The organism is Clostridium lamae (assembly GCF_033043255.1).
GTDB lineage: Bacteria > Bacillota > Clostridia > Clostridiales > Clostridiaceae > Clostridium > Clostridium lamae.
In genome coordinates this window covers 166,777-182,283 of the sequence record NZ_JASCQJ010000001.1, presented here as the reverse complement: position 1 = coordinate 182,283, position 15,507 = coordinate 166,777, and the positions used below count along the sequence as shown (strand labels likewise).

15 protein-coding genes are annotated in these 15,507 nt (G+C 28.5%); all 15 read right to left on the bottom strand.

The features are described from left to right. Positions 1–4: 4 nt before the first annotated feature. Positions 5–1,276, bottom strand: a complete 1,272-nt coding sequence (locus QK892_RS00805; protein ID WP_317271615.1) for a hypothetical protein — start codon at positions 1,274–1,276, stop codon at positions 5–7. Between the two features lies 1 nt (position 1,277). Next, complete coding sequence (locus QK892_RS00800) at positions 1,278–1,826, bottom strand: PilN domain-containing protein (protein ID WP_317271614.1); 549 nt, start codon at positions 1,824–1,826, stop codon at positions 1,278–1,280. A 15-nt stretch (positions 1,827–1,841) separates the two neighbouring features. Next, entirely contained in the window at positions 1,842–3,029 is a 1,188-nt protein-coding gene (gene pilM / locus QK892_RS00795) for a type IV pilus assembly protein PilM (RefSeq protein ID WP_317271613.1), read from the bottom strand. Between the two features lie 279 nt (positions 3,030–3,308). Continuing rightward, entirely contained in the window at positions 3,309–3,761 is a 453-nt protein-coding gene (locus QK892_RS00790) for a prepilin-type N-terminal cleavage/methylation domain-containing protein (protein WP_317271612.1), read from the bottom strand. A 413-nt stretch (positions 3,762–4,174) separates the two neighbouring features. After that, on the bottom strand, positions 4,175–5,377 hold the full coding sequence (locus QK892_RS00785) for a type II secretion system F family protein (protein ID WP_317271611.1): 1,203 nt from the start codon (positions 5,375–5,377) through the stop codon (positions 4,175–4,177). 16 nt (positions 5,378–5,393) lie between these two features. Continuing rightward, positions 5,394–7,085, bottom strand: coding sequence for a GspE/PulE family protein (locus tag QK892_RS00780; protein WP_317271610.1), 1,692 nt, complete (start codon positions 7,083–7,085; stop codon positions 5,394–5,396). Positions 7,086–7,228: 143 nt separating this feature from the next. Then, complete coding sequence (locus QK892_RS00775; RefSeq protein WP_317271609.1) at positions 7,229–7,978, bottom strand: prepilin peptidase; 750 nt, start codon at positions 7,976–7,978, stop codon at positions 7,229–7,231. Between the two features lie 231 nt (positions 7,979–8,209). Next, positions 8,210–8,614 (bottom strand): type II secretion system protein, encoded by a 405-nt coding sequence (locus QK892_RS00770; protein ID WP_317271608.1) that lies wholly within the window; start codon positions 8,612–8,614, stop codon positions 8,210–8,212. 134 nt (positions 8,615–8,748) lie between these two features. Further along, positions 8,749–10,374 carry a chaperonin GroEL gene (gene groL, locus QK892_RS00765; RefSeq protein ID WP_317271607.1) on the bottom strand — a complete coding sequence of 542 codons (1,626 nt, stop codon included), beginning with the start codon at positions 10,372–10,374 and terminating at the stop codon, positions 8,749–8,751. 14 nt (positions 10,375–10,388) lie between these two features. Beyond that, positions 10,389–10,673 (bottom strand): co-chaperone GroES, encoded by a 285-nt coding sequence (gene groES, locus QK892_RS00760; RefSeq protein WP_317271606.1) that lies wholly within the window; start codon positions 10,671–10,673, stop codon positions 10,389–10,391. Between the two features lie 382 nt (positions 10,674–11,055). Beyond that, on the bottom strand, positions 11,056–11,229 hold the full coding sequence (locus tag QK892_RS00755) for a hypothetical protein (protein WP_317271605.1): 174 nt from the start codon (positions 11,227–11,229) through the stop codon (positions 11,056–11,058). 93 nt (positions 11,230–11,322) lie between these two features. Beyond that, the gene (locus QK892_RS00750) at positions 11,323–12,816 is read right to left on the bottom strand and encodes a 4Fe-4S dicluster domain-containing protein (RefSeq protein WP_317271604.1); all 1,494 of its coding nucleotides are present in this window, start codon (positions 12,814–12,816) and stop codon (positions 11,323–11,325) included. 228 nt (positions 12,817–13,044) lie between these two features. Then, positions 13,045–13,899 carry a tagatose bisphosphate family class II aldolase gene (locus tag QK892_RS00745; RefSeq protein ID WP_317271603.1) on the bottom strand — a complete coding sequence of 285 codons (855 nt, stop codon included), beginning with the start codon at positions 13,897–13,899 and terminating at the stop codon, positions 13,045–13,047. Positions 13,900–14,098: 199 nt separating this feature from the next. Next, positions 14,099–14,830: a GntR family transcriptional regulator gene (locus tag QK892_RS00740; RefSeq protein WP_317271602.1), complete on the bottom strand. Its 732-nt coding sequence runs from the start codon at positions 14,828–14,830 to the stop codon at positions 14,099–14,101. A 111-nt stretch (positions 14,831–14,941) separates the two neighbouring features. Next, entirely contained in the window at positions 14,942–15,478 is a 537-nt protein-coding gene (locus tag QK892_RS00735) for a hypothetical protein (protein WP_317271601.1), read from the bottom strand. Between the last annotated feature and the right edge of the window lie 29 nt (positions 15,479–15,507).

The window sequence follows — 15,507 nt, the reverse complement described above, 5'->3', positions numbered from 1 at the left end:
TCACCTACTTCCTAGTAACATTTACAGTATTACCTTCACTTTTTACTGAAATTCTAGGATTTGAAGAATCGTCATCTTTGATTATTACTTCAATATTCTTAGTTGTATTATTTACAATTTTTAGGTTTACTCCTGAATTATCTGAAGCTTCTCCCCTTTTCTCACTAAGTATTTCAATTACTATATTATCTGATTTTGAAGTAAACTCCTTACCTTCAGAAGAACTATCTTTAGGATAATATGAATTTGCTGTTTTATATTTAAAGTAAGTCTTTTCTGATGCTTCATCAAAGGATATTTCTACTTCTTCAATCTTGTCATTATCTGAATAAATATAGCTTTCTCTAGACTCATCTTTAGCTCTACCAATAGTTACTGTCGGTAATTCAGATAAGGATGATCTTAGCATCATTACAAAATCATTAATATCTTCCTCATTATTTTGCTCCTCTATAGTAGATGCATAAGCTCCATTTGCTGCACCACTACTAAATAATACTTCTTTCCCATAAACATTTTTCAGTGTCCATATTAGATATTCCATATCTTCATCTGATAGCTTCGGCACTGCATGAAATTCTAAATTCATAACACCAGTTAACTCTTCTTGTGATTTCGATGATATAGATATATTTGTGATTACTATTTTTCTTTCATAGTTTTGCACTGATGAAATGAAGCTTTTTAACACTTCATAGCTTCCCGAAAAGTTAATTGCAACTTTTAGTTGTTCTGATGTAGCTTCACTTGTTTCTGAAACTACTTCATTGGAAGATTCAGTTTCACTCTCATCAGTTGGTGTATTATTACTTTCATCATTTTCTTCTACATTACTACTTTCATTTTCTGTCATATCTTCTGAATATTCATCTGTTATTTCTTTTAATGAGCTTTCTGCCTTTTGAATTTCAGGTGATAATAGAGTTTCTACAGCTGCTACTTCTACTGGGCTAAATGCTATATTCCCTTTAAGTCCACTATCATTTAACAGCTTATCCAATTCAATTATTATTTTTTCTTGCATTATAGTTGGATATAAGTCTTTAGACTTATCCAGTATGGTTGCTTTTAATATCTTTAGCTCTTCTTCTTTTTTATCTATATCTGATATATTATTCATTGCATCTTCATATCTTTTTTCAATTTCATTTTTTTCAGTTCTTATATCATTTAATTTTTTAACTTGCCTTGTATAGATAAATTGATAATAAAAAAAACATATTAATACAGTTAATAAAATTCCTATTAAAAACTTTTCTCTTTTACTTATATTCATTCTACTCAACATCCTTTAATACACATTTTATATCAAAGGTATAATTTTCATCCCCTGATATTCCACCAATATACACATCTTGTACATTATTTAAATTCTTTAAATTATGTTCTATTTCGCCTATGGCTACTCTACTTGTTGAGACAGCTTGTATAGAAATTTCTGTATTAGTTATGCTTATGCTATTAAAAGTTACCTCTGTTGGTAAGGTAGAACTTAATTTGTCCAATATTTCTGTAGTTACAACTTCTCTAGTATTTAATGAATCTACTATATTACTTAATTCATTATCATATCTTGTTAGAATACTATTCTTTTTGCTTATATCATCCCACTTAGCTAATTTTTCTTTTATTACTTTTTCTTCTAACTTTTCATTATAAGTTTTTATCTTATTATTTACTAAAATAATATTTACACTATTCCAAGCCAAGCTTCCAACTACAACTACTGATAAAAATCCTACTAAGGAGTAAACATAAATATTTTTATTTTTTTGCTCTTTTTTCTGACCTTGATAAGGTGCAAAAAAGTTCATATCTTTTATCATATAAAAATGTCCTCCTTATAATCTTATAATTGCCCCTATGGCATTTAAATACTGTCCAAGTTCTTCACTTCTTAAATCATTTGATGTTATATCAATATTTCTTATTTCATCTATTCTAACTACGTCCATTAATAATCTGTTTTTCATATATAAATTTATATTATTTAAGTTTGCTAGGCCTCCATAAATATAAATCTTATCTATGGTTGTATTTGATTTATTACTATAGAATTGAAGTATTCTCTCTAATTCTTCTAATATTTCGTCAACAGCTTCTTTTATGGTTAGATTTAAAGTATCATCTTCTTTGTAATTCAAAAGATTTCCTTCTTTAATTTTCATAGATTCTGTTGATTTTATTGACATATCTATGCTTTGGCTTAGGGCATAATCTATATTATCTCCACCAGACTTTATCATTCTTGTAAAATCTAATTTGCCATTTTTAAATATTGCCACGTTTATAGAGGTTGCTCCCATATCAACAAAAGCAACAGTACCTCCCATTATTTCTCCGTTATTTGCTGCATAATCAGAATAATTAGCTATTTTATTCACTGAATTATAAGCCACATCTAATGCATATGGATTTAACTCCAAGGTATTTATTACATGATAATAGGAATAAGCCATTTTCTCTGGAAATGATGTTACATTTACCTTAAGCTTTACACCTGAATCATCAACAATTTCATCCAAAACTACAAATTGAATTATGTAATCATCTAAATTTATAGGTAAGTATTGTTGTATTTCATACCTAATTACAGTTTCCATTTCATCATCTTCTACTACAGGTATTAAAATATCCCTATTTATTATTGAAGATGAGTTAGTTGTAAAAATTATATCCTTAGTCTTTAGACTATTTTGTTTTATTAAAAAATCCAATACATCGACTACAGCTTGTGTATTAAGTATCTTTCCATCAGCTATACATCCTTCTGGCGTTGGTATTTGAATAGCCTTATTTATATTAAGCCTATTCTTTTGAAATCTTCCTTCTACTAATTTTATAGAATTCGTTCCTAAATCTATAGATAATACAGTCTTAGATTTTTCTCTAAGCTTCTGTTTTTTTTCAGCTTTAATTACCTTATAAGAAGAATTCAAATCCTCAGATTTTTCCTTCTTAAAAAGCTTTCCTATATCTTTTACATCCATGCTACTTATTTCTTTTAATTTAGATAAGTTAATTGGCATTGAATCACCCCCGACAAAAATGTAAAATGTAAAATGTAGAATGTAGAATTAATGTAAAAACTCCTTCGGAGTTTATGAAATTAAATAATGAATCTTCACTTTTGCTAACGCAAAATTGAAATAAAAAAATGAAATAATTGATTATTAAACTCTTTAGAAATTAGTGATTTTTATAAATCACTTTTTTAAAGATATAATTAATCATTTTATATAAATATTACTTGAAAAATTTATTAGCAAAATGCAGATTTATCTGCATTTTGCATTGACTAATTTTTATTATTGAGCGTAATCACCTGTTCCATTTGGATAAATTACAGTTCCATCTTTTGCTGTTTTTACAGTTGTTTGACCGTCTTTAGTAACCTCTACAGTAAAATAGCCCCCATTATTTGTTGCTCCCTTAATCTTAGGAGTAGATCCTTGTAATTGATTTTTTATAGCTTCTTCTATCTTTGTAGAATCAGTATCACTTGTCTTAGTTTCACCATCAAAAACAAAAGTAGCTCCTCCAGTAGGTGGCAATTCAACCCCATCTGCTATTACCATTGAAACTGCACCTTGTATTTGCTTAGCATTTGCTATATCAGCACTTATATTAGCTTTTTTTCTAACGTCTCCAAATTTAGGAATAGCTATTGCTGCTAGGATTGCTATAATTGCTATAACGATAATTAATTCGATAAGTGTAAAACCTTTCTTTTTTTTCTTGTTTTTTAAATTCTTAACCATAAATAATTCCTCCTTGATTTTTGTTATTTATTTTCTTTATATTAATTTTAAAAATATAAACTGTTTTATTTTGCTACGCAAAATAGGTAAAAGTGAAGAAGTAAGAGTGAATAGTGAAAGTTTAAATCTTTAAGAGATTTTTCACCTTTGCTATTTGAATATATAAAATATTTTTAGCGCTAAATATAAATTAGCAAAGATAACTGGAATATGTGAAATAAGCATATAACGAGCAGTTAGAAGTACTTGGTGAAGGATAAACTGCTAAGCCTTAGTGTTGTTGGTTTGTTTGAGCGACGCGAGTTAACCAAAACTCTTGGCTTAGTAGTTTTTCCAAGCCTAGTACTTCTTCGTGCAGTTATTTCTGCTTATGGAACATATCTAGTTATCGTGCTTTTATTTTTGCAAAAATATTACATTTCTGTGTACATGTTGAACATCGGCAGCATAATTGAAATAATTATTCCTCCGATAACTAATCCCATTATTACTATTAGTAATGGTTCTATTAATGAAGTAGTTGTTTGAATTGCTTGTTCAACTTCATCATCGTAGAAGTCTGCTGTTTTGTTTAGGATATCATCTAAGGAACCTGATTCTTCTCCTATTTTTATCATTGAAGATAGCATTTTAGGGAAGATATCATTTTCTCTTATTGGATCGCTTAGTCCATCTCCTCTTATAACTCTTTCTCTTATTTTTAGGATTGCATCTTCAGCTACTTTATTTTCTAGAACTCCTGCAACTGTTGGCAACGCTTGTACTAAAGATACACCTGATGCTAATAGTGTAGATAAAGTTCTTGTAAATCTTGAAACAATTATCTTCTTATTCAAAGCTCCTATTATAGGGAGTCTTAGTTTTAAGCTGCTTATATTAACTATTCCATTTGGACTTTTTTTATAAATATTAAATAGTATAACTAAAATAGTTATAGCTATTAATATAAGGATTAAGTTACTACTTAAAAACTTACTTGTTCCAAGCATAATTTTTGTTACTAAAGGAAGTTCTACCCCTTCGCCTTCAAACATTCCTACGAATGTAGGCATTACAAATACCATTATGAAAACAACTGCTACAACGGCAACTAAACTTAATATACTTGGATATGTCATAGCAGATTTAACCTTATTATTAATCTTATTTTCTTTTTCAAAATGCACTGACATTCTAAGCATCATTTCATCGATATTTCCGCTCACTTCCCCAGCTTCTACCATGCTTATTAAAAGCTGTGGGAAATATTTTTTATGCTTTGCCATTGATTCTGATAAAAGCTCTCCCTTTTTAACATCATCTTCAATTATAGATAAAAGCTCTCTTAACTTTTTATTAGGAATCTCATTTGATAAAATATTCAAACAATTCGTTATAGTAACTCCAGCATCTAGCATAGTGTAGAATTGTCTACAAAAAATCGCTAGATCCTTTGTTGTTACCCTTTCAAAGAATTTAAAATCAATTTGTTTACTTTCAATTATTTCTTCAACCATTAAGGGATAATATCCACTTGAAGTTATCATATTTATTACATCATCTCTTGAGCTAGCTTCAAATTTTCCTTCTTTCTTAGTTCCATCATTTTTCATAGCTCTATATTTAAAACTTTTCATAACTTCTAATCACCCCTTATATATCCCTTAATAAAGTTATAGTTGCAAGCTCCTCGATAGTAGTAGTACCATCTAAAACCATTTTTTTACACTCCTCTGCAAGAGTTGTCATTCCATGTTTTACAGATATATCTTTTAAAACATTTGAATCTCTGGTCCTATTTATTGCATCTCTGTGCTCTCTTGTTATTTCCATTATTTCATACACACCTATTCGTCCATTATATCCTGTATTATTGCAATGACCGCACCCTCTACCTCTATATAATTTCAATTCAGTATTATTAGATATATTAAATGCACTTTTTTCGTAATACGAAGCCTCATATTCCTCTTTACAATTACTACATATCTTCTTTACTAATCTTTGAGCTATTATTCCAGAAATTGAAGTTGCTACTAAGTATGGTTCAACTCCCATATCAACTAACCTAGTCATAGTTGATGGAGCATCGTTAGTATGTAATGTACTTAAAACTAAATGCCCTGTGATAGCAGCTTTTATTGCTATTTGTGCAGTTTCCTCATCTCTTATTTCTCCTATCATAACTATATCTGGGTCTTGTCTTAAAATACTTCTAAGTCCATTTGCAAAAGTTAGTCCAGCTTTAGTATTTACATTCACTTGATTAACTCCATTAAGTGTATATTCTACCGGATCTTCTATTGTAACTATATTTACATTACTTGAATTAAGTTCACTTAAAATTGTATAGAGAGTTGTTGATTTCCCACTTCCTGTAGGACCAGTAACAAGGACTATTCCATGAGGACTAGACACTATATTTTCTAGCTTTTCAAGATTTTCTTTACTTAATCCTAATCTCTCTTTGCCAAGCTTATAATTATCTCTGTTTAGTATTCTTATTACTACCTTTTCTCCATTTACAGTAGGTAAAATAGATACTCTAAGATCTACATCAGTATTTCCAACTTTAGTTATTATTCTTCCATCTTGTGGTATTCTTTTTTCTGCTATATTTAAATTTGCAAGTATTTTTATTCTAGTTATTAATGGTGCTAAACTCTCTATACCAAGCGTATTGATAGTTGTTAGCTCTCCATCAATTCTATATCTTATTCTTATTTCTTTCTCATAAGGTTCAATATGTATATCTGATGCTCTCATCTCAATTGAATTTCTAAATAAATACTCTATCATCTTAACAACAGGAGCATTTTTTACATCATCTGGTTCTTCTGCATCTAATGATATACTTCTTGCCTCTAAAGTTTCTTTCACTAATTCTTCTGCTGCTTTATTTACTTCTTCGCTACTATAGTTTATTTGAACAAATTTATTTATATCTTTTTTAGGTGCAATAAATGTCTTAACACCTAAACCTGTTGATATTGAAATATCATCTATTGCAAAAATATTTAATGGATCTGCAAGCGCTATCATTATTTTTTCTTCTTCAAATCCTAGTGGTATTAAACTATATTTATTACAAAGATTCTGAGGCACTATTTTAATGGCTCTTTTATCAAAATCAACATTGTTTAAATCAATTTTCCTTATTCCAGTTTGAGTCTCTATGGCATCTATAATGTCTTCTTCTGAAACAATTCCACTTTCTATTAAAACTTCACCTAATTTTTTCCCTAAAAGCTTTTGTGTCTTTAGGGCATTTTGTAACTGAAATGGAGTAATTTTTTCTGCCATTACTAAAATATCTCCAAGCCTTTTCTTTTGAACTATTGCCATAGCTCTGCCTCCTGATTTAAAACAAACTTTAATTTCATTTATTGAAAAATTTCCTTTTTTTGTTTATTTTCTTAATCATAATAATATTAATATAGACTTTAGTCATTTTCAAGTCTAATTTGAATTTAAGTTTAATTTACACTTTATAGAAAAAACTGTAAATATATCGACAATAATTCCTTCCCAATTAAGATGTAAATTACAGTACCAATAGCTATATATGGCCCAAATGCAATTTCTGATTTTTTCTCCTTTAACTTTAATAATAATATTATTGATGCTACTAATCCGCCTAATACTATTGCTATAAATAAACTAACTAAAATTCCTTTAATTCCTATAAATAATCCACAAACTCCAGCAATTTCTGCATCACCTTGTCCCATACCATTTGTAATTATTACTATTAGATATATTATTAAATATCCTATAATCCCACCTATAATATTATCAACTATGCTTATCTGTTTAGTAAGTAATCCTACTCCTATATAAATGGAAGCAAGAATTACACCGAATATTATAGTAGATAAATATATATATTTGCTTTCTAAATCTATATAAGAAATTACTATTAACAATGAAACTAAAAAACTATAAAATATAAAATTTAAACTCATTCCAAATTTTAAATACATTAATAAATAAAGTACTCCATTTAGAATCTCAACTAGTGGATATTTTATAGATATACTTTGTTTACACTTTCTACACCCTCCTTTCAAAAACAAATAACTTATTACTGGAATAAGATCTGTAGCCTTAAGTTCATACCCACAACTTGTACAATGCGATGGTGGAAAAACTATTGACTCTTCTCTAGGAATTCTATAAATACATACATTTAAAAAACTTCCTATGCATAGTCCAATTATTAATATAAATACCCCCATAATAACCTCCCAATATTTATAAATTACTATTCTAAACCCAATAAAGTCATTTTATCTCCTCATTATATATGGTGTTTTATAATCCAAATAATATTCTTGAAATATTACCCATTATTTATTTTTTCAATTCAATATATTATTTCAGTATAAAAACAAGAAAATATCGAATATAATCATATACTTATTGAAAATATTCGATATTTATATATCATCATTGGGATTACTTATAATTTAATTATTTATTTCTATTCTCAAAAATTTTCCTTCTTTATTTATTATAAAATCCACTTCATTATTTATTATTTTTTTTGCATCTTCTAAAGTTAAAACTTCTATTTTATTGAAAGTATCTATGTCTTTATATTTTTTTATTGCTTCTAACTTATCTCCGCCCTCATTTTTTATATCAGCTATTGTATCAGAATTATCAAACTTTATGCCTTCATTAATTTCTACAACTTCAGCAGTTAAAATTAATTCTCTCGCTGATTCCTTTATTTCTATTTTTTTTGTTGTCTTTTTATAATTATTAAAACTAATAATTAATGTTATTGCAAGTATTACTGATATAATTGCAATTAATCTTTTCTGTATTTTAATAATTTTTTCTCTTTTACTTTTACTTTGACTTTTCATAAGCTCCCTCAATTTTATCCGTTTTTTTCATTATAAAATATTGTGAAATACATATCAATATATTATATCTCAGTTCAAATAAAAAAGCTGTAACAAACTATAGTTTGTTACAACTTTTACTAATTTATTTAATTTTAATACATTCCATCCATTCCCATTCCTGGTGCTCCTGCCATTGGGTTATCTTTTTGAGGAATATCAACAACAGCAGCTTCTGTAGTTAAGAATGTAGATGCTACTGATGCAGCATTTTGAAGTGCTGATCTTGTAACCTTAGTCGGATCAACTATACCAGCTTTAATCATATTTACATATTCATTTCTTAAAGCATCATAACCAACTCCTGCTTCACATCCCTTTACATGCTCAATAATAACTGAGCCTTCAAGACCAGCATTAGTTGCTATTTGTCTCATTGGTTCTTCTAATGCTCTTACTATAATATTGATACCAACTTGAGTGTCTGGTATATCTGAAGTTACTGTATTTACTTCACTTATAATATTAGCATAAGCAGCTCCACCACCTGGAACTATACCTTCTTCAACAGCTGCCTTTGTAGCTGCTAAAGCATCTTCTATTCTTAATTTCTTTTCTTTTAATTCTGTTTCTGTAGCAGCACCTACTTTAATTACTGCAACTCCACCAGCAAGTTTTGCTAATCTTTCAGTTAATTTTTCTTTATCAAATTCTGAAGTAGTTTCTTCTATTTGAGCTTTTATTTGAGAAACTCTTTCTTTAATAGCTTCACTACTTCCTTTTCCATTAACTATAGTAGTATTTTCTTTAGTAACTTTTACACTTTCACATTTTCCAAGCATATCTAAAGTTACTTCTTTTATGTCTATACCAAGCTCTTCTGATATAACTGTACCACCTGTTAATATAGCTATATCTTGAAGCATTTCTTTTCTTCTATCTCCGAATCCTGGTGCCTTTACAGCTACACATGTGAAAGTTCCTTTTAACTTATTAACTATTAATGTAGTCATTGCATCGCCTTCAACATCTTCTGCTATAATAAGTAATTTTCTACCTTGTTGAACTATTTGCTCTAATATTGGAAGTAATTCTTGTATATTTGAAATTTTCTTATCTGCTATTAATATAAGTGGATTGTCTAATACAGCTTCCATTTTTTCTGTATCTGTCACCATATAAGCTGATACATATCCTCTATCAAATTGCATACCTTCAACTACATCTAGTTCAGTTCCCATTGATTTTGATTCTTCAACAGTGATAACACCTTCGTTACCTACTTTTTCCATAGCATCAGATATTAATTTACCAACTTCTTCATCTGATGCAGAAATTGCTGCTACTCTTGCAATGTCTTCTTTTCCATTAACAGGTTTAGAGATTTTCTTAATTTCATCAACAGCCTTATCAACAGCCATCTTAATACCATTTCTAATTAATATTGGGTTAGCTCCTGCTGTAACATTCTTTAATCCTTCTCTAATTATTGCTTGTGCTAATAAAGTTGCTGTAGTAGTACCATCCCCTGCTACATCATTAGTTTTTGTTGCAACTTCTTTAACTAATTGAGCTCCCATATTTTCATATGGATCTTCTAATTCTATTTCTCTTGCAATTGAAACACCATCATTAGTTATTAAAGGTGCTCCAAACTTCTTATCTAATACAACATTTCTTCCTTTTGGTCCTAATGTAACTTTAACAGTATCAGCTAATGTATCAACACCAACTTGCATTGCTCTTCTAGCATCTTCGCTAAATTTAATCATCTTTGCCATAATTTATTCCTCCCTTATTCAACTATTGCTAAAATATCATCTTGTTTTAAAATAGTGTACTCTTCGCCATCAACCTTAACATCAGTTCCTGCGTATTTTGAATAAAGTACCTTATCACCCACTTTTACTTCCATTGCTATTCTATTTCCATCTACAATAGCTCCTGGTCCAACAGCAACAACTTCAGCTTCTTGTGGTCTTTCCTTTGCAGTACCTGTTAAAACTATTCCACTTTTAGTAGTTTCCTCTGCTTCTAATTTTTTAATTACTACTCTATCTGCTAGTGGTTTGATATTCATAAAAAAATCCCTCCTATTATATAACTAAAATTATTACCCTTTTATATTAGCACTCATCATCAATTAGTGCTAACAAGTTTATAATAATATTTTAATATGCATTTTTCAAACTGTAATCTTTATATTTTTCCTCTAAAATTAATAAATATTACCATTTTACATGAATTATTTTCTATTTTCTTAAATTTATATCTATTTTCTTTATTTTATAGACCCTTTTATTATATGTGTATTATCAATACTTATGACTGCTTTTTTCACGCTAAAATCATGCTATAAAATAATTACCATAATATATAATTATGTTTATACTAAATAACTTTATATAAGTAATTTGAACTATTATTACTATTTCCAATTATTATATATGTTATTACCAAATCTATCTATATAATCTACTATCTTTTTCTTTGGCACAAACGCCTAAAAATATCCAAAAAATCGGCGCTACCATTACTACGCTAATATTAAAAAATGATTGTACTAAATATCCTATCAACGTTAATAGGAGTACCTTAGATAAATCACTTCTAATACTTTTAATTAACTTATACATTATTACTCCAATTAGTAACAAGTAAGATAGTATAAAAAGTGAGAATGTTTTGCCACAATAACTTACATTCTCACTGTGCTTTATCACATTACACTATCTTCTTTCTAAATCAATACTTTCATATTCTTTTATTTTTTCATTATCCATAACCGATTTTCTAGATGCTTGGGCATTTATCTTGTTAAATGTTGTTTTTGATTTAAATGGGGTAGATATAGTTCCTGCTCCATTTATACATCCACCTTCACACATCATTCCCTCAATAAAGTTACCTTGTAATCTTCCAACCTTAGCCATAGTCATAGCTTTCTTTATTTCAATTCCACCAGAAACTTTTACTGGAGTAAAGCTAACTTCTAAACCTTGACTTCTAATATAGTTTTCAATAGCTGCTGTTAACCCTCCATGAGCTCCAAATCCTCTTCCATAAATTGATGCTTCATCAACTACTTCCTCTTCACATTCTTCTACATCTATTTCGAAAGCACTAAATAAAGCTAAAAGTTCTTCAAATGTTAGTACATAATCTACAGCACCCTTTACAGACTTTCTAACCGCTTCATTTTTCTTTGCAGTACAAGGTCCTATAAATACAACCTTAGAATCTGGGTCAATACTCTTAATGTATCTAGCTGTTGCTATCATTGGTGATACTGTGCCAGAAACTTTTTCTATTTCTGATGGCATAGTTTTTTCTATATAATTTAAGAATCCTGGACAACAAGAGTTAGTCATGTACTTATCTCCATTTTCCATTCTTTCTACAAATTCATTACTTTCATGTACAGTTACTGCATCCGCTCCACATGCTGCCTCTAACATATCTTCAAAGCCTAATTTTTTGATAGCATTTTTAATTTTTCCATAACTAACTTTAGGCCCAAACTGTCCTGCAATTGCTGGAGCAACAATAGCATGCATTTTTCTTCCTCTTGCAAGTCTCTTTGCTACTGGAACTATTAAACTCTTATCAGATATAGCTCCAAAAGGACAAGCTGTCATACAACTACCACAGTTAACACAAATTTCTTCTTTTATAATAGCTCTTCTATCATTTTCATTTATATCTAATGCTCCTGTAGGACAAACTCTCTTACAAGGTCTCATTACTTCTGCTATAGCATCATAAGGGCAAGCTTTTTTGCACATTCCACACTCTTTACAAAGTTCTTGATTAATATATGCTCTACCAGCTACATAAGTAATTGCTCCAAAGTTACATGCTTCGTCACATTTATGTGCTAAGCAACCTCTGCATGAATCTGTTACACTGAATTTATTAATTGGACATCTATCACAAGCTGCCTCAATAACATATATTATTTGATCTTCTTCTCTAATATCCACAAACTCATCATCAATATTATCTCCATTTGCTAGATACCCTGCGGCAAGCTTTGCTCTTTCTAAAACAATAGCTCTTTCCTTATAAACGCAGCATCTATACATAGCCTTGTCCCCTTTAATTATTTCATAAGGAATCTTTTCTATTGATTCAGTAGATAAATTTTCATTTTTAGCTAATTTTGCAACTTCTGTTAAAACTTCATGTTTAAGTTTCTTTAACTGAGTCTCAAATTGAAACATACCAAAATCCTCCTATATAAATACTTTTAACCAATACCCCCAATATTATTATATCAGTTAATTTATTCCATTATATTTAATTTTGAATATTCTGAAAACTACACCTCCTTATATAATTATAGAGAATATGCAGCAAATTGTAAAATTAACAATAAAAGATGTAGAAATATAGAAAAAAACTCCTTTTACGGAGTTTTCAGAGTTAATTAATTTATATATTAAACTTTATTAGGCTTTTCCATTACTTCCACAGACTAAAATCTTGTGTTCAACTACTTTCTTCATCACTTCTTTTCCAGGAGCCATGTATTTTCTAGGATCATTAGCATCTGGGTTTTCTATAAAGTATTTCTTTACTGCATCTGAAAATGGAATCTTTAAATCTGTTGCTACATTTACTTTACATATGCCAAGTGAAATTGCTTTTTTAACTAATTTATCTGGTATATCTGATGCTCCATGTAATACAAGAGGTACATCTACCATGTCTCTTATTTCTTTTAATCTATCAAAGTCTAGTTTTGCTACTCCCTTATATAGCCCATGAGCTGTTCCTATTGCCACTGCCAATGAATCTATTCCTGTTCTTTCTACATATTCTCTAGCTTGTTTTGGATTAGTATATTTTGTGTCCTTTTCATCTACTATTAAGTCATCTTCTTGTCCACCTAATCTACCTAGCTCTGCTTCTACTGTTACATCATATTTATGAGCATAAGCAACTACTTCTTTTACTATAGATATATTTTCTTCAAAGGGTAAATGTGAGGCATCTATCATAGCTGAGCTAAATCCTAAATCAATAAAATGTTTTATATCATCTATTTCTTCAAAATGATCTAAATGAATTGCAATAGGAATATTATATTTATTAACTGCTACTTCTGCCATGGATACTATAAATTCTCCACCTGCATATGCAATAGTTGATGGAGTTCCTGCTAATATTACTGGAGATTCTAATTTCCCCGCTGTTTCTACGACTACTTGTAAAGTTTCTAGATTATGAATATTGAAAGCTGGTACTGCGTACCCCTCTCTTTGAGCTTTTTTTAGCATTTCTCTTGTTGATAATATCTTCATATTACTTCCACTCCTATTAAATATATTATATTTTTCTAAATAACTCTTCATTTGTAATATGTTTAATATAATTTCTGTAATCTATATATTTATATGTTTTATAAATATATATTAAGATATTAAAGCCCATTATTAATTTAAATATTTTCAAACTGATAATGTCGTCATTACCAGTTGAGTTAAAAAAATTTTATTTTTTTTAGCTATTATTAAGTTTTACCCTATACTTAAATTTATCTCCCCTCGCAACACTTAATGTATATTCAAGCACAGTCGTACTTTCATATGTCAGTCTCTCGATTTGTAAACTCGGAGAACCTTCTTTAATATCTAAGTAAATACTCTCTAACTTATTAGTTAAAATAGGCATAAAATATTCTTCTGCTGATGTTATTTTAACATTAAAATTCTTCACTAATATATCATACATTGGCTTTTCTTCTAATTGCTCTTTTGTTATTCCTTTAAATCTTGTAACAGGAAGATAAGTAGTTTCATACATCATAGATAATCCATCTGCTTTTCTTATCCTAGATATCTTATATAGTAAGTCTTCATTATTTATTTTAAAAATTGAACTTAACTTTTCATCTGCCTGTACTATTTCGAATCCTGTAACTTCTGAACTAGGCGTCTTTCCTAACTTCTTCATTTCTTCAGTAAATGAATAAAAAGAAATTAAATCTTGATTCATCCTCTTAGGAGAAACGAAAGTTCCTTTCCCATGAATCTTATATATATATCCTTCTTTTTCAAGCTCGTCCATAGTCTGCCTAACAGTAGTCCTACTAACATCATAAATCTCACAAATCTCTCTTTCTGAAAGTATTTGTTCATTTTCTTTTAGATTATTTTCTATAATATCTATAAGAATATTCATAAGTTGCAAATATAGGGGCGTCCTAGAGCTTTTATCTACTATTCCACTCATTAATTTCACCTCATTAATCTTCTTTTTTCATTATATCATAAAACAAAAATATAAAAATAAAAATTTTCTAACAATTATATATGAAAAAATAAAACTTAAATACTTAAGTTTTTAAAATATAAAATAATAAAATATTGTACTAACAAAAGATATTATTAATGTTGATATTATCTCATTTTCATTAAAAATATAAGCATTCATGATGCTATAAAGTAGTCCACATATAATAAAAGTTAATATACTGTTCCATAGCTTAGAGTTTGATTCCTTACTATTACTTATATCATCTCTTTCTTTATCTGTTAATTTTCTTCCACCATATTTTGTTGAAAAAATCATAGTTCTAATAAATAATATTATCTTTTTACTTATCTGTGCAGAAATTATTATTATAAGAACAGCACATATAGAAATAGCTATAGTATCTAGAAAGTATATATTTACTTTGTGAATTTTAAAAATAAATTTTAAACATAGAAATAGTGTTAATTCCATCATCCCTATCATTGGAATAATATTAAATATATTTTTAAATTGATCTAATCCTTCTTGATCAACTTCCTCTTTCTTTCTTTTCCGTAGAATAATAATTAATAATAGAAATACTAATATTATTAAATTAATAATATTAAAACTTATACCCCTCATCCAAATCACCCTTTGGTATTATATCATCT